The sequence below is a fragment of the Pseudomonas sp. NCHU5216 genome (assembly GCF_052156495.1).
Taxonomy (GTDB): domain Bacteria; phylum Pseudomonadota; class Gammaproteobacteria; order Pseudomonadales; family Pseudomonadaceae; genus Aquipseudomonas.
Genome location: NZ_JBQLIX010000002.1, coordinates 218687 through 236234 on the forward strand (window position 1 = coordinate 218687; position 17548 = coordinate 236234).

At 54.7% G+C, this 17548-nt stretch carries 20 protein-coding genes; 2 read left to right on the plus strand and 18 right to left on the minus strand.

Going from position 1 to position 17548, the window contains the following annotated elements; genetic code table 11:
• Nucleotides 1–57: 57 nt before the first annotated feature.
• From ACSVIK_RS02785 to ACSVIK_RS02870, 18 genes are all read right to left on the minus strand, one after another.
• Nucleotides 58–276 (minus strand): hypothetical protein, encoded by a 219-nt coding sequence (locus ACSVIK_RS02785; RefSeq protein ID WP_442442856.1) that lies wholly within the window; start codon nt 274–276, stop codon nt 58–60.
• Between the two features lie 107 nt (nt 277–383).
• Nucleotides 384–2321 (minus strand): VWA domain-containing protein, encoded by a 1938-nt coding sequence (locus ACSVIK_RS02790; protein ID WP_442442857.1) that lies wholly within the window; start codon nt 2319–2321, stop codon nt 384–386.
• Between the two features lie 146 nt (nt 2322–2467).
• Entirely contained in the window at nt 2468–2689 is a 222-nt protein-coding gene (locus ACSVIK_RS02795; protein ID WP_442442858.1) for a hypothetical protein, read from the minus strand.
• A gap of 157 nt (nt 2690–2846) precedes the next feature.
• Nucleotides 2847–3650 carry a hypothetical protein gene (locus ACSVIK_RS02800; RefSeq protein WP_442442859.1) on the minus strand — a complete coding sequence of 268 codons (804 nt, stop codon included), beginning with the start codon at nt 3648–3650 and terminating at the stop codon, nt 2847–2849.
• A gap of 10 nt (nt 3651–3660) precedes the next feature.
• A complete protein-coding gene (locus ACSVIK_RS02805) occupies nt 3661–4800 on the minus strand; it encodes an AAA family ATPase (protein ID WP_442442860.1) in 1140 nt (379 codons plus the stop codon).
• 163 nt (nt 4801–4963) lie between these two features.
• On the minus strand, nt 4964–5602 hold the full coding sequence (locus ACSVIK_RS02810) for a hypothetical protein (RefSeq protein ID WP_442442861.1): 639 nt from the start codon (nt 5600–5602) through the stop codon (nt 4964–4966).
• 138 nt (nt 5603–5740) lie between these two features.
• The gene (locus ACSVIK_RS02815; RefSeq protein ID WP_442442862.1) at nt 5741–6175 is read right to left on the minus strand and encodes a hypothetical protein; all 435 of its coding nucleotides are present in this window, start codon (nt 6173–6175) and stop codon (nt 5741–5743) included.
• 68 nt (nt 6176–6243) lie between these two features.
• A complete protein-coding gene (locus tag ACSVIK_RS02820) occupies nt 6244–6423 on the minus strand; it encodes a hypothetical protein (RefSeq protein ID WP_442442863.1) in 180 nt (59 codons plus the stop codon).
• Between the two features lie 344 nt (nt 6424–6767).
• Entirely contained in the window at nt 6768–7019 is a 252-nt protein-coding gene (locus ACSVIK_RS02825; protein ID WP_442442864.1) for a hypothetical protein, read from the minus strand.
• A 96-nt stretch (nt 7020–7115) separates the two neighbouring features.
• On the minus strand, nt 7116–7628 hold the full coding sequence (locus tag ACSVIK_RS02830) for a hypothetical protein (RefSeq protein WP_442442865.1): 513 nt from the start codon (nt 7626–7628) through the stop codon (nt 7116–7118).
• 63 nt (nt 7629–7691) lie between these two features.
• A complete protein-coding gene (locus tag ACSVIK_RS02835; RefSeq protein ID WP_442442866.1) occupies nt 7692–8636 on the minus strand; it encodes a PD-(D/E)XK nuclease family protein in 945 nt (314 codons plus the stop codon).
• Between the two features lie 69 nt (nt 8637–8705).
• The gene (locus ACSVIK_RS02840) at nt 8706–8870 is read right to left on the minus strand and encodes a hypothetical protein (RefSeq protein ID WP_442442867.1); all 165 of its coding nucleotides are present in this window, start codon (nt 8868–8870) and stop codon (nt 8706–8708) included.
• A 430-nt stretch (nt 8871–9300) separates the two neighbouring features.
• Nucleotides 9301–10554, minus strand: a complete 1254-nt coding sequence (locus tag ACSVIK_RS02845; protein WP_442442868.1) for a DUF7146 domain-containing protein — start codon at nt 10552–10554, stop codon at nt 9301–9303.
• A gap of 353 nt (nt 10555–10907) precedes the next feature.
• Entirely contained in the window at nt 10908–11048 is a 141-nt protein-coding gene (locus ACSVIK_RS02850) for a hypothetical protein (protein WP_442442869.1), read from the minus strand.
• Between the two features lie 584 nt (nt 11049–11632).
• Nucleotides 11633–12826: a ParB/RepB/Spo0J family partition protein gene (locus tag ACSVIK_RS02855; RefSeq protein WP_442442870.1), complete on the minus strand. Its 1194-nt coding sequence runs from the start codon at nt 12824–12826 to the stop codon at nt 11633–11635.
• The gene (locus ACSVIK_RS02860) at nt 12823–13656 is read right to left on the minus strand and encodes a ParA family protein (protein ID WP_442442871.1); all 834 of its coding nucleotides are present in this window, start codon (nt 13654–13656) and stop codon (nt 12823–12825) included. Before ACSVIK_RS02860 ends, ACSVIK_RS02855 begins: the two co-directional genes overlap by 4 nt.
• A 236-nt stretch (nt 13657–13892) precedes the next feature.
• Nucleotides 13893–15494 carry a hypothetical protein gene (locus ACSVIK_RS02865; protein ID WP_442442872.1) on the minus strand — a complete coding sequence of 534 codons (1602 nt, stop codon included), beginning with the start codon at nt 15492–15494 and terminating at the stop codon, nt 13893–13895.
• A gap of 133 nt (nt 15495–15627) precedes the next feature.
• Nucleotides 15628–16491: a ParB/RepB/Spo0J family partition protein gene (locus tag ACSVIK_RS02870; RefSeq protein WP_442442873.1), complete on the minus strand. Its 864-nt coding sequence runs from the start codon at nt 16489–16491 to the stop codon at nt 15628–15630.
• A gap of 190 nt (nt 16492–16681) precedes the next feature.
• On the opposite strand from ACSVIK_RS02870, the gene ACSVIK_RS02875 reads away from it, so the two are divergent.
• Both ACSVIK_RS02875 and ACSVIK_RS02880 read left to right on the plus strand, forming a co-directional pair.
• On the plus strand, nt 16682–17062 hold the full coding sequence (locus ACSVIK_RS02875; protein ID WP_442442874.1) for a response regulator: 381 nt from the start codon (nt 16682–16684) through the stop codon (nt 17060–17062).
• Nucleotides 17055–17540, plus strand: a complete 486-nt coding sequence (locus ACSVIK_RS02880) for a chemotaxis protein CheW (protein WP_442442875.1) — start codon at nt 17055–17057, stop codon at nt 17538–17540. The genes ACSVIK_RS02875 and ACSVIK_RS02880 overlap by 8 nt, the downstream gene beginning before the upstream one ends.
• Nucleotides 17541–17548: the final 8 nt, after the last annotated feature.

Below are 17548 nucleotides of genomic sequence, written 5' to 3' on the forward strand. Positions count from 1 at the left end.
GGCACATGAGCGGTCGACTAGGTCGAACCGCTCGTAAACACCGCATTCACATTCAGATCACCAGGGGATTTCGTCATCCGCGTCATGTTGCTCACGCAGTGCACGTTCCTGGAGATCAGAGAACGACGGTTTAGGAGGGAAAGCCCGAATGGCGACCTGGAATGGGCCTGAATAGCCCACCCTGTCCGCCAGCCTTTGAATCTCCTCCTGGGTTTTCGCGGAGTACGCCGCATCAAAGCGCGCATCCGTGAACTCGTATTGCTCTACGTGTCCCATTACCGCGTCTCCTTGGTTTTTGATCAGTTGTGTTCTCAATGCCCATCTGGCGTGCGGTACCGTCGCTGCCCTGGGGTTAACCAGAGCAGCGATGAATGCACACCGAATCAGCCAAGCAAGTGTTTTGCTTCACGAAGCAGAACCGGACTTACATCGGCACTCGTCTTCGCAACTGCGTGCGGGATTCCTGCATCTGCCAGCCAGTCCGTACGGACCGACTCACCGATAACCAGGTACACCACACGAACACCTGCTTTCTGAAAGTGTTGGGTCATCTCGACAGCTTTAGTCACGTTGCTCGGTACACCATCAGTCAGCACGAACATCACTTTCCGATTGGTTGCCTGGCTGACCAGACGTCTCCCAGCATGAAACACCGCTTCACCGATTGGGGTTTGATTCCCACCGGCGATTCGACGCAAACCTCCAAGCCTTGCCATTGCTGTTTGATGATCCTCGCCGAAGCTACGAACCATCGACATCAACTCACCTACGCGCGGGGCAAATCCGAGGATCTCCCTAGGCGTACCGATCTGGTCGAGGACCTTCTCGAGCAGCACAGCAGACTCAATGATCGAGCGCAGCGTGCTGGGTTGCTTGGTGGCCATAAACTGTTCCTTCCCTCCCTGAGCAAATTTCTTGTCGATCTCATCCTGTGTCGAAGACGACAGGTCGAGGACCAACGAAACCGCTGTGGTGGGTCGTTCCAGCTCTTCTTGCTGAGTGAATATCCGGACATCCCCTAAGCCGAAGCGATAGAGGTTTGCCTGGCCGAGTTGCCCGCGGGGTGCAGGAATGGATTCCGCCTCTTCCTGCTGCATGAGCAAGGCCTGCAGACGATGAGCCAGTACCTGAGGGCGAACCCCAAGGCGCTGAACCACTTCCTTTGCCTCACTAGCGTCAGGGCGGCAAACGGCAATACCGTCAACCACCTCTCCTACGCCTGCGCCGCTGGCTACGCCAAAACCAGGTTTCCCAGGTTCTTGCGCTTTACCGTCGACTACCATCTTGGGCACAACTGATTGGCCCTTGTATTCAGGGTTCTTACCTCGCGCTACGGAGTCCGAAAGGCCCTGCACTGCTTCCCGGCGGTCAAATACCTCCCCATCACCCAGGCTCTTGTCCTGGAGGATTTCGTCAACAATCTCCTTCAGCGAACGGCCGGAGCCGTCTGCTTTGGAGCTGTCCTTGGGGTCATTTCCGCCGGCGCCTTGCTGGCCATCTTTCCCAGCACCGCCCTCCCCTTTCGACTTGTCGGATTGCTCCTTCTTGTCACCAGGTTGGTTGGCATCTCCTTCGGAGCTTTCGGGCGATTCGCCCTCATTGCTCTTGGGAGAAGTAGTGCTTTGTTGGTTGCGTTTCTGTTCATCCTCATGTCCCAGCGCTTGCAGCATTGCCATGATCCGGAGCGCAAGGGCACCGCCATGGTCAGTCGACTGCACACTAGGAAACTCAGATAGCAGCACATCGTCCAGGTGCTCCCGAACGGTGTCTGCATGCTCACCAAAGTGCTTGTTGAAGTTAGCCGTTACCACCTCGAGAGGTGGCACGTACTCACTCCAGACTTGAGCGCTCAGGAAGCACAGCGAATAGCAACCAACTGCTTCAGCCGGCGAGGCGCTGCCATCACGAAATTGCTTCCGCTCAAACATTACCTGCGCAGACCTTCTGAGGTAGTACCCAGCTTGCCTGTCATTTGCGGCTTGCTTCCGCTCCATGAACACGTCGTCGAGGGCATTCAGCAGGAAGCGACCGAAGTTGCCATGCTGCTTGGCGAATGCCTGAAAGAACGGAATGTTGGAGTAGATGATGTGGCCGATCTCATGGAACCCGTCCCCTTTGAACAGGTCCAGGTCGTCTGCGGTGAGGACCATCGGCAGGGCCGGAAGGTAGACCGTCTTCCCATCAGTCGCTGGGGGAACACGTTCACCGATCACGAACTTCAATCCGTAGTTGGTGGCCATGACTTTCAGGAAGGCCATCCAACCCTCGGTAATATCTTGAACGCTGTAGTTCAACATCGCGTTAGACGCTGCGCTTTGCATAGGGATTTCCTCGCACCCGTCGCGACCGGGGCAAATGAATCACACCCGGTCGCGTGGCCGGGTGTTTGGGATCGAAGACCCCTGTTACCCAGCCAAAGCTGGAGGATTAGTCCAGCTCAGCGATGAGAGAGGCCGAAGCCAATCCCTTACGCTTTCCCACCTAACATGTTCGCTTCAGCCTGGTGACGCTGGGCCTCACGGCGCACAACGACATAGTTGGAGCGAAGGGTTCCAGTCCAAGCAAGGCGCGCAGCCTTTCGGCTGTAACGCTCGGCCTGAACCTTGTGATAGGTGCGCAGCACCAGCCCAATCCAGAAGGAATCCAGAGCGGAATCGATGCGAACAACCAGCGATTTGAGAATGTTCATAGGAACCTCTTACCTGCCGTGCACAGGAAAATGAAGGATGAACCCGGGCACGGTGCCGGGCCTGTGAGCTCAATGAACTCGAACAAACACCCGGCGTGAGCTGGATGTTTGGTCCAACTCATGGAGAGAGGTTATGCGGCCCCGAAGGGCCACTTGGTTAAAGGTAAAAGTCCCAACCACCAATTGGCTCTGGTTGGGGCTCTAGAGCGCGGACTTTCCTCAGCAGCCCTGGATTGAGCTGATACCAGCTCAGTGCAGTAACGTCGCCATTGAGAAACGGTGACACCTCTGAGAAACCCCAGTGGTGATCCGAATTGAAGAGGATCTTCGCGCCAGCCGTGATAGCTCCAGCCATGAAGGCCCGGATGTACACGTCCAGCACGCTCTCCTGAGTCTGCAGATGCCATAGCCCTTTCCCCTCTGGTAGCAGGTAGTTGCCATTCATCATCCGCTTCTCGGTGCTCAGCTCTTGCGCCTTGGCACTCATGGTTTCCCAGAGTGCGGTCGGTACATAGCCGTACTCGATCACGACCGAACCGAGGCTCAGTCGTACCCAGCGGCCGCCGTCCAGGACGGAGACCTTCACACCTACTTCTTCCACGTTTGCGTGAACTTCATTCAGCCGATCGAGACCGGCTGAGAACTGTTCATGCGTCATGGACTCAACGCGTGCATATATGCCTCGACGCGCCAGGGGGAACACATCCGAGAATGTGTCACCTGGTGGTTTCAGCGTGCTGCTTTGGTAGCTTCCGTCTTGGTAGCCATCGGCGCGAGCTTCGGATACCTGACTGCAGAGGAAATCCCAAGCAGCCTCGGGCGTCTCACGACGCTCCTCGAACTTCTTGTGGATCTTTGTCCGTCCACCGCCAGATTGGCCTTCAAACATGATCGCAGTGGTGTCGCCCGCCGGCACGTAGCCGGCGAGAAACGCACCTTTCGTATTGCTCAAGAAGAACATTGCTGCCTCCTTACGCAACTTGCTTGATGAAGCCATCAGCAATCATGTCAGCGCTCAGGCTGTACTCCTCCGGCAGCTCGAGCTTGCGCCCGAATGCGCTTTCGAAATGAGCCATTGCCTGTACTTGATCCAGCGTCTCTAGGTTGGTGTAGAGAGCATCAACGAAGGACTCATCCAGAGCAGCAGGATCACCGCCGTAGATTGTGCGCTTCGTCACCCACCGCTTCAGCTCGCGGAACGAGATGTTGTCGGTGGCCAGCTCGGCTGCGAACGCCTTCCGGAACCGGAGGGCGAACTCAACCATACCGCGGATCTCTACATCACTTACTGCTTCCAATTTCCGCGAAGCGGCGAGAGCAGTTGCGATTTTCTTGAGTGCCGCCATTTCCTTGTCCGGAGCCATGAACGGCACCTTGAAGGAAGTAAAGCGGCTACGTACTGCAGCGTTCTGCCCGTTGGTACCAGCGAACCGCAGGTCGCGGCTCTGCTTGCCCCCGGTGTTGTCGGTTGCGAACAACCGGAACATTGGGTGCTTGACGATATTGATCCCCGAACCGAGCGACAGCAGGTGCCTCGGATCAAGTTCAGGGTTAATACCGTGGTGCTTCAGCGTCACCACCGAATCTCCCTGGAGGAAGTCGTTGATGCCGACAAGAACACCTGGTCTCAGGGTGCAGACTTCATCGAGCAGGAAGGACAGACCGTGCCGGTAGGCATAGCTGAGAACCCCGTCGAAGGACTTAACATCGCCACCCTCAATGGTCTTCGACCCGAGGAGGTGAGTTTCATCGACGCCACTGCTTCCGTTGATACCCAGGAGCGGCTTATTCAGCCGGTTGTGAACCTGGGCAACGAGGGACGATTTACCTGTCCCCTTATCGCCGACCAGCATGATGCTTTCCCGCGACTGCATGCTCAAAAGGAACCGGCGAACCAGCCCCTCAGGAAACACAAAGTCGGAGTCACATACTGGCGTCAAGGGATGAGCGTCTACCGGTACCGGGAGTTTCCCGACACCAGCCATTGGCTGCTGAAAACCGAACAGTTCATGCGCAGGTACCATCTCAACCTTTTGGGACTTGATGGATTCCATGTGCTTGGCCTGGACTTCAGCAACAGTCATTTCCGCTGCGTTAGCTACGTTGTTCATTGGTGTTACCTCGCACCCGCCGGACCTCGGGGCATAGAGAAAAAACACCCGGGGCCGGAGCCGGGTGGATATCGAGCAGAGAGCTCGAACAAACACCCGGCGTGAGCTGGATGTTTGTTCCAGCACACTGGTGATGAGGTTTTGGGAGGTTAAAGCGAGCCCTCTAGGAGAGCCCGCAATACCTTTCGTAGGCATGAAGCGGATCTTTGCCAAGCCCATCATCGCCAGGGAATTTCTCCCCAGTGATTTCGCGATAGGCCTCACGAGCACGGTCTTTCGTTTCCCCGGGCATCCAAAGGATGATCGGTTCACTCCCAACCTTTGACAGGATCAATGGTTCGCACCACTGATCCTGCCCGTACGCGTCGGTTGCAAAATCAGCATTTCCTACGGTTATTTGCCAGCCATCGTAGAGCAGCTTGTTGCCTTTCTCTGCCGCATGAAAAATCGCAGCAGGTGTTAGCACTTCGCACTCAACAACCCTGTGCCTCTCCAGAATCTTCTCAACCTCTTCCTTGAACCCAAGCCCCTCATAGAGAGGCGAGAGCCGCGGGTCGATTTTGAATCTCCTGCAGTACCGCGCAAGAACCTCACAGAGGTTCCGAGCAGCATCACAGGCCTGGTCATAGGGATGGCTTCGATCCAGCCGTTGCTTCTCCGAGTAACGAATCCGCTTACCGACAACGCCAGAGCCATAGTGCACGTCCTCTTGGAAAATCACATTGAGGACGCGCATCTGGCTCGAAGCCAAAGCGGCTTGGAGCAGCAATTCAAAGCAGGTCGATCGGCTTGAATGATTCATCTGATTTCCTCGCACCCGCCGGACCTCGGGGCAAAATGGAACTGCACCCGGGGCCGGAGCCGGGTGTTTCGAGCTGTTGAGCCCGAATGGACACCCGGTTGAGGAAATGCGCCCTATTTAGGGCGTGTGTTGTTGGGTCTAGCTAGCCGCACGGGCCAGCTCGATGTTTTCCACATCGCACAGATGATGGAACTGCATCGCATCCTGCAGGCGCGATACGCCGACGCCGATCCGAGCAGCAAGCTGCTCGTCCGAAAGCTGACGACTGCACTGCAGAAGCTTTGCCGATGCCCAGAAGGCACGTTCCGGAAGGATCTCGCTCTCGATGACTGGCAGCGTTTCCGCTACGTCCTCGAGGACAATCACTTCCACCTCACCTGCCGCCATTTGAGCCCCAAAGACGAACCCGCGCGCCCACTCTTGGTGGGAAACGGTTTCTGCCTTGAAGGGGTTCTCCGACATCACCCCGTAGGCCTGAGCCGCCAGGCGGCCAAGCTCCCAAGGTTCTGCCAGTTGGTGCGTCAAGGTGATCACTTCAATGAGACCACGAGTCTTCAAGTCTTTGCTCAGCATTTGCAAAACTCCCCACCCGCACATGCGGGCTTCATGGAAAACCGCATAGAGACAGCTTGCGCCGCCGCTTAGTGTTGAGTGGATTCGCTGATGTAGCGTGCAGCGCAGTGACCGAATTGCTCCGGATCGTGGCCGACCAGCCAGCCCGTTCCCCACGCGTCCCCTTCCGAGGAGTACATCGGGTACGGATTTTCAAACGGGTCGACGCCTTGCTGAGCTGCAGTTTTACCTTCTTCAAATGCGTGCATTTTGATGTTCCTACCCGCTGCAGACGGGAGATATATAGAGCACGCCCGGCTGCAGACTCGGGCGTGGTTCAAAGCACACGCCCGATCCAGCAATGCTGGACTGGGCGCTTTACACGCCCAATCAGCAACTGCTGATTAGGTTTAATGGAACAGCTATGTACCCCACTGCTGGGGTGTTGAATGTCACAACGGAAGGAAGTCCTTACCGTTTTTCTCGCAGTAGTCACAGCGCAGCCAAACCGCGAAAGCAGCAAGCAACACTATGATGGCTCCTGGAAATGACAACATGGCCGTACTCCTCGGCAATTAAATGAATGCTTCTTTCGAACCACACACTTAGCTGCTTAAGGGCCACGGCTTTTCTTTTTGCCGCGTCGAGATGTGCGCTTGCGCGTTTTTCTCTGCTGCACTTTTCTGCTCCTTTTCTTGCTCCTTGCGGAGGTTGAAGACCTGGCCGTCATTACGGCGACCATCAAAACGGAAACAACAAATACGACTTGTTGCTCAGTGATTGTCCACCCTACAAACAAGGAGGCAGAAGCAGTACCCATGATTGCTGACACGATGACCAGCATCAGATTTTTTAAGTAAGTCATCTGACCTCCAAATACGCCGTCGCGTGTTGATAAAACACACCCGGGGCGTCCCGCCGGAAGTGTTGTCTTCCGGCCCGGAGGCAGGTACTCGCCCTTCTAACGAAGGAAATTTGGTATTTCTTCCTCAGGCTGAACCGTGAGGAATTCAGGCAGTGGTTCCGGCTCCAAAGTCAGCACAATTACATGCTGCTTTTTCTCCTCAACTCTTTGCTCAGCTCGAGCCTCCAAACGGCGAATCAAATCCGCTCGAAGGGCCTCGCGTTCATTAGGTCCGAGTTTCCTCACCCACGATCCCAAATAGTGTTGACCACCAAATTCTGCACGCATCTCTGCACTTAGAATTCTGTGGGTCACTACCTGTGAGTTAGGGCCCCAGACCACTGCTATTTCTTCTGCACCATCCGAGCTCACAAAGCGATCGCTGTGACGCTTCAGATACTCGATTCGCTCAAGTGCGGGAATTGATGCCAGCGCCTGACTAATCAGCTTTCCTTGCTTGAGATAACTCTGGAGATTGCTCCCCTCCCCTGCCTGGTTTTGCTGCTGTTCAATCTTGCGTTGACGAATTGCACGTTGAGCGTACAGCTCCATTCGATAGGACTCTTTCATGAGAACTCCGAAGGGCTGCACTTACCCCACAGGGCATGTGCTGCCCTGTTAGGGTTATGAGGTTTAGACGAGGTCTGCAATAGTCAGCCCGTCCGGTATTTTGTAGCCCCGAGTAGAAGCGGTAAGGCATAGCCCTGCGTAGTCGCACAATGTTTGACTGTCACAAGGTGAGTTGTAGGCCGCACCAGAAACGCGGTGGAATTCTCCGCGTCTAATACGCCCAGCCAATGCACGGGCTAGATCAAGGGCTTCCTCGACATCACTCGTGCTGCGCCGCGTCCACTGGATTGGCATCCACGTGGCATTGATCAAAGACTCTGAATCCTCTTTCGTGATGTTCGGCTTTTGCCCGGAGGCGAAACCGCACGCAGAGGGAGGCTTGATTCCCAGTTTTTTGCAGGCAAGGCAAACAGCGGCCCAGTACAGCGTTAGTTGCAGTGCAACTTCCGCGAACAACGCGCCTTCTTTCACGGCGGCAGTCTTCCAATCGAGGATGACTGTATCGCCTTTGCGCGCAAAGACTTCACCATTGAAGATGATGTCTCGTTCCGCCACACCAACAAAGTCGATGACCATGTTGATGAACGTCTTAGGACCAATCTGCAGCTTGAACCCACCCTCAATCACAACCGGCCGTAGGCCGAGGTTCTCGTAGAATGCGGGAAATTGCCCAGCAAGACGCTTCCCGATCGCCTCGTTAACCTCACGAGTCTTTGACTTAGCCATGCTGATTAGGCCGGCCATGGAGAGCTCTTGGAATTTCTCCTCGAAGCGTCGTTCCATTTCGTCTTTCGGGATAAAGCCCTTAACAAATCCTTCAATAACCCAGTGCAAGGCTGAACCAAACACAAGGTTTACCGGGGTTGCTTTGGACTTAACTTTCGCCCTGGAGTAGCCAAGGGATCGCAGACACACCAAACCTTTAAGTATCTGCGTTGGAGATAGTTCAACGACCGAATCGTCACCCATAGGGTTGAAGATATAGGCCGGATTGAGTTGTGAAGTCATGCTCTCACCTATTTGGGCGCGCACGACTAGCCCGGGGGCAGTGTGTTTGCCCCCAAGGGAAATGGTTAGTTAGAACGGCGAGTCTTCTGACTCGTCGATATCCAAGTTTTGATCACCAAAACGACTTCCGTCGTCTTCGCCTGACAAAAAGCTCGCTTTCGCATGCTCAAAGTCATTATCGGCTGGAGGTACCCAAACCGGTGGCACAGACAACAGAGTTGTTTCTTTGTACATGGTGATTCCTCCTATATCCCCGACTGCACCGGGGATAAGCTCAAAGAGTTACCCGTGCAGGGGAAGGCAAAGCCAGGAGGGGCCTGATCACTCGCGAATCGCAAATGCTCGGCAGGGATACCTATACCTGGTACACATCTACTAGAAGCGCGAACGCAACAGGACGTGCCTGGTATCCCAAATGTGAAACAGCGTGAAGCCGTTTCAGAATGGTTCCAACGATGTCTGTGTACAACATGACCAGCAGTAGCTGACGCACGGTGGACACCCTGTAAAACCCCAATGAATGCATTGACGTAGTACAGGCTAGCTCTCATGGAGGGCTATTAGGACACCTGAATTTTTACCCCAGCACCAGGGCCTCGTCAAGCCAAACAAGAGCATGAAAAAACCCCGACCAGCAATAGCTGGCCGGGGTTTCATTCAGCGCCTACGCCGCCGCAGGGGTAACGTCGAACTGCTCTTGCGAGCGCTTCTTGGCATGTCCCATTGGCGTAAACACACCACCCTCTTGAGCGAACTCGCACAAGCGGTCGAATCGACCAGCAATAGGCATTTCCAACACGCCGTTCTCTACTATCAAGTCCTCCCAGTCAGGCCCCTTAGCTTCCTTCGTGGGATTCGTATCAGGCAGCATCAGGCATACTCGGAACCCTTGCCGGATCAACTCGATATACAGCTTCCACATGTAGCGTTGCCCATCACCATACTGGTCACGCGCTTCGTTGTACGGGTCGAGGTCAGACCACAACACGACATCGTCAAACTCAGCTCGATTCACTACTTGCCCAGGGAGCGAGGTGCAGCTGTTTGCTGCTCTCACCGTTTCTCCTGTTGCCAGGTGAATGCCCCAGCCCTTCTCTACGCCCTCGCAAATGTGCAGAGTCCTGCAGCCTTCTACGCGAGCGACAGCGATGGAGGTTTTGGACCACCCCTCCAGACCTTGGCAGACCTTCTTCGGCTTCTTCACTTTCGGATGCTCGAGCTTCTGACCGTTCTCGTCCAGGTAAATCCGATGAAGGTTCATCAGCTTGCCTGCCTGATTACGGAACATCGACACGATAGCCGGGAAGCAACCGATCAGCTCCTTCTTGCGCTCACCCCCTTCCACGAAGGTGTGGAAGTACGGCAGCGCAGGATGGAACATGACGTCACCGATAGCAGCATTGAGCGGGATACCACGGCGCCGGAAGTAAACACGCCCGATGCGAGCATCAGGGTGTCCGAGGTGAATGCAATCCTTGACTACCGCATTCAGCCCATTCGAGATACGCGCATTCTCTTCATAGGTCGGGCGCTCTCTCTTACGAGGAGCAGCGACTGCTGTCGATCTAGCACGGTACTCGTTGCCACCTTGGAAGGCCCGTTTGATCTCAAGCCATACCTCAGTGCAGTTACTCCCAACACCAGCTTCGATCAGAAGATCGACTGGCTGCCACCCGTCTTGCTTGCAAGAACAGATCGATCGACCTTCGTATTTCTCATGCGTCGAGAAACGGAAGGAGTCTGTGCCCCCTCCCTTTCCATGACGGTTGGAAAAGGGGCAGTCGACGTTACTTCCGAGGTGGCTGATCGCGTTCCTGAATTGTGGTGCAACTCGACCGATGATCTCCAGCCAACCTGCTTTATCCACAATGCCGTCAATGACCTCCTTCAGAGAAGGACGTTCGTTTTCTTGGGTCATAGCTAACTCCTTCGATGAATGAGGCAGCCGTGACCCAAAGGGCGATAGGCGTGCCCTTTTGGGTTGTGTGTACGTAAGTGCGGTTTGTTAAAGAACCCTCAGCCCGGCAGTAGCTAGGTCGAGGAATCTTCGCCAGCCATACAGCGGAATTGCGCATGGATGAACTGACGGATAGATCACGTTCGACCCTAGTGAGTCCGGCATGAGTATTCAAGGACATGGGGGACTAGAAATACAAAAGGCCCGGCCGCTTTCGCGGACGGGCCTCTAGTAGTTCCGCCAGGACACCTCTCCTGCAGCTTCTGTGAAGCTCCACGAGGGGTGCCCCGACATAAAGTCATAGGGCAGATGAATCAGCACTCCAAGCCGTTGGCTTTAAAGGCAGCGCAACGGGTATCGGAAGCCTTCTGAACAGCAGACTGCGCATCATGGCCAGGGAAGTAGGCCAGAGCAGCGGCGACCAAAGTCAGTGCGGCGATTGCTTTCAACATCATTTCGTATCACTCCATATGGGAACGAAGCGATACAAACCACCCAAGGGCGATTTGAGTTCGCCCGAGGGGTCAGGGTTTAAGTCCGTTGAAGAAGCTATCTGCGACTAGGTAATGCCGAATGGTGAGTGCTAGGGAGCTCACACCAAACGCCAAAACCACGCAGACCTTCCTCATGCAGCGCAAAGCGGTGCTAAGGGGGACAGCGAGATGGCGAATGGTGTGAAAACACCAAACGCAAAGTCGCAGGCAGCCATCCAGACAGACGACAACCCAGACATGACTTTGTTAAAGAACGGTCAAGCAGGTATCCAAGACAGAGTCGAGGATTCCGGGTAAAGCTTGCTGGTCATATCCACGATGGAATGCCATCAATGAAAGTGACCCCATCAACAACCTAGCGAAATAGCGCAGGCGGGAGATGGTTGTGATCAGCACAAGAGAAATGTCTCGAGCACGGGAAGATCACGAAAAAGCGTGTTCAGGCTATGAGGCATGCTGGGCGGATTCAAGTCCGCCATGTACACAAAATCCATGCAAAAAAAATGGGCCATCAGGCCCATTAAAGTTTCTGCATGCAGAATGTTTTAGTCGTCTGCCAGCTCCATCATCGTGACGATCTCCAGCTGGTCCAGACGCACAAGCTTTTCAACAGGACGACCGCCGATAAGCACCGATACCAATCCTTTATGCGGATCACCCGAGATTTTGTTCAGCAGCAACTCACCAGTAAGTACGACCTCGTCCATGGCCACTCGAACCTGTACGACCATCTTGGCCGGTTCGATCGACATCACTTCGGCCTTGTGTAGTTTTGGCTGAACTTTCCCACCAGTACCTGGCGCGCGCGCGGGTTCAGCAGGCGGAGCTGGAGGAGTTTCACTCTGCTGTTCAGTGCCGCCAGTAGCCTGCTTGGCAGGTGCTGATTCAGGTTCTTGCTGCGACTGCGCACCCGTCGCTGAAGACTCAGTTCCAGCTTGTTCAGTGCGCCCAGCACCAGTTGCCTGTGTATTGGGGGTGGCACCGCCAGAACCGGTGTTCACAGCCTGAGATGCCTGCACACCGCCCTTCCCTTCCTTACCACCACCTTTGGCATCGCGCAGTTCCTGACGAACTTGGTCACGAGACAGAGGCGGCATATCTGGATCACGAGCTACGGCAAGAAGCGCCTTAAGTCGCTCGTTGTCCAGCTCACCGATCTGTTTCAGTGAATGAAGGATTTCACTGTCGATCGTGATGTCGTCATCGAGCAGTTGCGCAATTTCGTCGGGCAGGTCTGCAAGTGCAAGGTGCCGGGAAATCCAGGATTCAGGCTTCTTCGCTTCAGCGGCAAGCTCGCGGCCAGTACCTTTCTTGCCCTCGGCGCGCATCTCTTCACGAGCCTTCACGAGTTGACGAGCAATTTCCAGCGGCGAGAGATCTTCTCGCTGAATATTCTCGATCAGCTGCGACATGCTGGACTGAGACTGACTGCGAACAGTCGAGTCCACGATTGCCTTTAGTTTGAACTCGCCGCCTATTAACTTGGCAGCACGCCACCGGCGCTCGCCCTTTTGGAGGGGGTACTTACCAGTGTCCTTGTCTAGGGGCCCTACTACGATCGGTTGCTGTTGCTGAATCTTCATGGACTCAGCTAGTTCATCAATCGCCTTGAACTTCTTCCGAACCTGGTCCTTAACGAGAATTTGGTCAGGATCGAGTAGAAGAACACGATCCTCTTGGGTCGAGTTCTGTACCGCATTAAGCGACGCCAAGCCGGCCAGCTTACTCAGATCTTTCATTTACGCGCCCCCGCTTTCCCATCTACTTTCAAATTCGTCAAACCGGCAATTTCCTTCATCAAGATACGCATCTCTTTACCAGCATCCCGCTGGGCTCCAGTACTTTTCTTGTCCCAAACGGGTACACCGTCGCGGAGAGCGTCATCAACAGAACCTCGGTTTACCAGGCACTGCTTGAGGATGAGTGGGCCAACTGCCGCACGCAGATCGGCCAGAGCGTGCTCATGTGAATTGACTGCACGGAGCTTGTTACAGATCACACCAGTTGCCTTGATCTCGTAATCGATCAACCGGCTAATCTCCTGCAGCGTTTCCAGTACGTTCTCGACTCCCTCAACCGCGAACGCAGCCAACTCGACAGGAACAAACAGATAGTCAGCAGCCACGCATGCAGCTGTAATCTTGTTTCCATGGGAAGGCGGGGTATCGATGATGATTACGTCATACTCTTCGCGAAACGCCTCCAGCTTGGTGTTGAAGCACGTCACGGCTTCACCGAGTGGCATTTGCTCAATGTCGAAGAGCGCGACGTCGCGATTTAGGGCGTAGACAACGTCCACACCAACAGAGGACTCCAGAGGGTGAAAATCCCGCTGCTCGGAGTCAAACATGTGTACTGATCGATACCCGTTGATACGGGTTCCTGGCACTGGGAAGAAGCGGCCGGACAGGTTGCCCTGCCCGTCCAGGTCAATCACTACAGTTCGGTAACCATTGGCTGCAGTGAAGCATGCGTAGTGATAGGCGAGAGTCGTTTTGCCCACACCGCCCTTCTGCGCGTTGAACGTAGTGACCTTGCCGGGGGTTTTGAGGCGTTTCTTCTTGGTCATAGCGGGCTCCTTGTGATGTGCCCACTCTACCCGCGCTGCGGAACTTTTCAAGTCAAAAGCCTGCAATGCAGCTCAATGCCCTGAATTCATCAAGCATTGCGAGCTACAGAGTATTCAGTAGGAGATCTTGCTCAAAGTTTCTGCATGCAGAAACCTTGGGGAGGGGGAATGCCCGCGAGCCTAACCCTGTCGCACTGGACGGAAAGTTTCTGCATGCAGAAACTCTCCAGCATCACTCACAGCGGTACCTGGGTCTCACGGACCTGGACATGCTTCGTATTGGTCTTGCCATTCAAGTACGCAACGCGAGAGCCGGCCTCCTCCGCACTGTAGTAACGACCGCAGTAGATCAGGAACTCACCCGCACCGTTATTATGGGTAGCTTCGAAATCAGTGATGCCGTAAGCCCTGAGATATTTCTGGAAGTTGGTCCAGCTCGACTGATCCTTGTAGGCGTAGAACACGTCGTAGACTGAGCGCGTCTGTGCAGCAATAACAAGTGGGGCGGCCGTAGCGCTAGGCGCCGGATTTCTAACACCAGCACCAACAGCTAGTACCGCGCCACCAAGCTCATCGGAGGATGGAACACTCGGGGTCGAATCAACCTTCGGCTCAAATCGGTTGACTGTAAGTACTGGTGTCTTAGGGCTTGCAGTTGGCTTTCTTAGCGGGGCTTTAGGTACCAGGTTGGTAGTTGCCTGTTTTGTGGCCTGTCCTGAGTAAACCGCCCTTGCAGTCACAACGGGCGCTACAACCTTGGCTTTCGCCATCTCGGCCGATGCCTGCAGTGATGCAATCTCAGTTCGAGCCCGGGCAACGATTCCAGCTTTCTTAGCATCGAGGTCAGCTCTGATTGCGGCAACACGTTTTGAAATCCGGGCTTCCGAATCCGCAGAAAGACGCGCCAACTCAATCTGCTTGAGCTGAACGAGGTCGCTTGAAGGGGCAGAAGAGGCTACAGCAACAGGTGCCGAACGAAGTTGCTTACCAACCGAGGCAAGCCTGTCAATCTCAGTTTGAGCGGCTAAGACCTTGGCCTCCTGCCCTGCGATTAAGACACCATCACTGGCCCGGACTTGAATAAGAGTTCGCTCAATCTCTTCGATCTGCCTACGCAAATCAGCAATTCGAGCTTCATGACCAGCAACACGGGCGGACGCTTCCAGCTTCAGTTTCTCAAGCGCCGTAGTTTCCTGGTCGAGCGCTGTCCTAGCGACACGCTCAGCATCAGCATTGGCGACTGCTAGGGCGAACCGCTGTTCTTCAAACTGCTTCGTCGCAGCGAGTTGGTTAGCCGACTCTATACTCTTGCGACCTGCGATCTCCTCCCGCAACTCTGATTCAGCTGAAGCAAGTGCGGCCCGCTCTTCATTCTCGACGGCAGCTATCTGTTGAGACGCATCACGTTCGGCGGCGAGCAAGTCCTGATCACGCTGGTTCTCCAGCCTTGATTGCTGGAGCACAAGATAGGAGGAGGCTTCAGCGACCTGAACCTGTGATGCTTTTGAAGCAGCCTGGTAGTCACTAATACGCCCAGCCTCACTTAGAGAGGCAGGAGCCTCAACTGCCCCGTTCTCATAAGCCCTTGCATTGATCGCAGCATCAAGTGAGCGCCGCTTTTCCTCCAATTCATCAAGCTGGCCTTGAAACTCATTGAACTGTCGCTGAGCAAGTAACTGTGCTTCCGAGTAGCGCTGGGGCCCGAGTCCATCCTGGATCTGGTCGTCATACTGATTTTGAGAAGCGACCATGCCAAGTTCGACTGGTTTGCTTTGCGAGCTGCACCCTGCCATTGCTAAGGCAATGGCAAGTATGGACAGCTTGAAAGGGTTACGCATGCGGAAGGTACCTAGGCCCTAGATCAGCCCTTCAAAGGGCGTTAGACCCTGGCTAGACCAGGGGAAGCAAGTATTTAACTAATAGTGGGCGAGCAGTACCCAAAACCAGGGTATTTGAGATCACCACCACGATCTACTGATCCGACTCAGCCTCATCGGTCAATACACCAAGGCGTTCAAGAAGCCCCTGGAACGAGTCCGAGTTACCGGCATTGAACCCAATTTGCCACTGACCTTGAGGAGATCGCTTCACGATGCACTCAAGCCCTGTGGCCTCACTCACGCTCCTCTCTAACCTGCGCAAATCAACGTCTGTATCCGATAGCCTGGCCACTGGCTTTGGCTTATCCATAACCTTCGCAACTTCCGCAGCGATCTGCTTTACGGACCACTGGAGACGAATTGCCTTTTCGCATATCTCCCTCTGCGTCCGAAGCGACTTGATAGGAGTAAGCTGCCTTGCCTGGCCGTAAGTGAATCGGCCTGACTCAAGTGCATCTCGTACCCGGATATCAAGCGATAACAGCCCCAAGTAGCTTGTCACACGAGATCGGCTTTTCCCGATGGCAGTAGCCAGTTCGTCATGGGTGACGCCCATTTCACTCAGAAAGGTTTGGTAGCCACGGGCCTCGTCCATGGGGTTGAGATCCTCTCGCTGCAGGTTCTCCACAGAAGCAATGAACATGGCCTGTTCATGAGAGTAATCGCCAATCTCAACCTTCATTTCATGCATCGGAACACGTTGACCAGCCCGCCAACGTCGCTCACCTGCAATGATGCTGAAGCCACCCTCGGCTCGTGGCCTGGCGATAATGGCTGCGACATTTGTTCCACCAGACCGCATGGATGCAGCCAACTCATCAATGCTTTCGTCATCGAACCGCGTCCGCTGCTGCCAGATACCGGGATGCAAGAGCTCGATCGGTATGTAGCGAACCTCAACCTTCACTGTGTTGATGCCCAATGACGTCAGATTGCTGAGTTCTCTTTGATACACGTGTAACCCCCAGAAAAGCGTGTAACCGTTACACGACGTTATAGCGCCTCACTCAGGTAATTCAAGTCACAACGGCCGCGGAGGAACGGAGGGGGCAAGTAGTAGCGTCAACAACATAAACCGCCGGAGATGTATTGGTCGATTTGGTGCACCTCGTAACCACTATTACGGAATACACGAGGAGTTCTCCATGACCCAGATCCGGTCGGTATGCATCGTCGACGACGCTGCAGGTATGCGCAGGCTCGGGCAAAGCCTACTAAGCAGCGCCAACATCACTGTCTTCACCGCATCTGATGGCTACCAAGCCTTGGATGTCATCCGCGAGCACCAACCAGACGCCTGCATCATCGATCGAGAGATGGATGGAATTGATGGGTTGCAGTTGATTCAGCTGCTAAGGAATTGGAGTGGCTGGGGGGGCAAGCCTATAGCCATGCTATCTAGCGCCAGCAGCATCTTCGACAAACAAGCTGGTTTGCTCGCCGGGGCTAACACATACATGACCAAGCCCTTCACACGAGAAAGCATCCTCGCAGCACTAACCGAGTTGGAGAGCTTCCTTGAGTAATCAATCGCTCATCTCAAACATGAAACTGGTTGGTTACCGGATCGGTGACACCTACTGCCTGAGTCCCTCAAGGTCGCTCGAGGCTTTGGACAGTCTTCCTAGAACCATGAGCCAAGTACCTGGAACGAAACCATGGGTGCTTGGGGTGGGGCGCTTGGGACGCGAGTTGGTTGCGTTCATAAGTGCTGGCCGGCTGCTTTCAATTCCCCGCTCGGTGACCCAGCAAGCCCCTGGTAGTGAAATTGCTCTATTCGTGAAGGGCGACCAACGTGTGGGCACGATTGGCTTGGTGGTGGACGAAGTCCTGGCATTCATTTCAGGCAGCGACGTCGAGGATCACCAAGATCCAGATTTGAAGATCCCGCCAGGCCTTGGCGCATGTGTTCGAGGCACTGTCCGAGACAACCAAAGAACCTGGGCAGTCGTTGACCTCAAGTCAGTTCTCTCAGACCCAAAGCTCCAAAAAATCGACCTCTAAGCCGAGCA

Coding starts and splice junctions, on each gene's coding strand:
- ACSVIK_RS02785 (WP_442442856.1), bottom strand. CDS start 276: ATGGGACACGTAGAGCAATACGAGTTCACGGATGCGCGCTTTGATGCG.
- ACSVIK_RS02790 (WP_442442857.1), bottom strand. CDS start 2,321: ATGCAAAGCGCAGCGTCTAACGCGATGTTGAACTACAGCGTTCAAGAT.
- ACSVIK_RS02795 (WP_442442858.1), bottom strand. CDS start 2,689: ATGAACATTCTCAAATCGCTGGTTGTTCGCATCGATTCCGCTCTGGAT.
- ACSVIK_RS02800 (WP_442442859.1), bottom strand. CDS start 3,650: ATGTTCTTCTTGAGCAATACGAAAGGTGCGTTTCTCGCCGGCTACGTG.
- ACSVIK_RS02805 (WP_442442860.1), bottom strand. CDS start 4,800: ATGAACAACGTAGCTAACGCAGCGGAAATGACTGTTGCTGAAGTCCAG.
- ACSVIK_RS02810 (WP_442442861.1), bottom strand. CDS start 5,602: ATGAATCATTCAAGCCGATCGACCTGCTTTGAATTGCTGCTCCAAGCC.
- ACSVIK_RS02815 (WP_442442862.1), bottom strand. CDS start 6,175: ATGCTGAGCAAAGACTTGAAGACTCGTGGTCTCATTGAAGTGATCACC.
- ACSVIK_RS02820 (WP_442442863.1), bottom strand. CDS start 6,423: ATGCACGCATTTGAAGAAGGTAAAACTGCAGCTCAGCAAGGCGTCGAC.
- ACSVIK_RS02825 (WP_442442864.1), bottom strand. CDS start 7,019: ATGACTTACTTAAAAAATCTGATGCTGGTCATCGTGTCAGCAATCATG.
- ACSVIK_RS02830 (WP_442442865.1), bottom strand. CDS start 7,628: ATGAAAGAGTCCTATCGAATGGAGCTGTACGCTCAACGTGCAATTCGT.
- ACSVIK_RS02835 (WP_442442866.1), bottom strand. CDS start 8,636: ATGACTTCACAACTCAATCCGGCCTATATCTTCAACCCTATGGGTGAC.
- ACSVIK_RS02840 (WP_442442867.1), bottom strand. CDS start 8,870: ATGTACAAAGAAACAACTCTGTTGTCTGTGCCACCGGTTTGGGTACCT.
- ACSVIK_RS02845 (WP_442442868.1), bottom strand. CDS start 10,554: ATGACCCAAGAAAACGAACGTCCTTCTCTGAAGGAGGTCATTGACGGC.
- ACSVIK_RS02850 (WP_442442869.1), bottom strand. CDS start 11,048: ATGATGTTGAAAGCAATCGCCGCACTGACTTTGGTCGCCGCTGCTCTG.
- ACSVIK_RS02855 (WP_442442870.1), bottom strand. CDS start 12,826: ATGAAAGATCTGAGTAAGCTGGCCGGCTTGGCGTCGCTTAATGCGGTA.
- ACSVIK_RS02860 (WP_442442871.1), bottom strand. CDS start 13,656: ATGACCAAGAAGAAACGCCTCAAAACCCCCGGCAAGGTCACTACGTTC.
- ACSVIK_RS02865 (WP_442442872.1), bottom strand. CDS start 15,494: ATGCGTAACCCTTTCAAGCTGTCCATACTTGCCATTGCCTTAGCAATG.
- ACSVIK_RS02875 (WP_442442874.1), top strand. CDS start 16,682: ATGACCCAGATCCGGTCGGTATGCATCGTCGACGACGCTGCAGGTATG.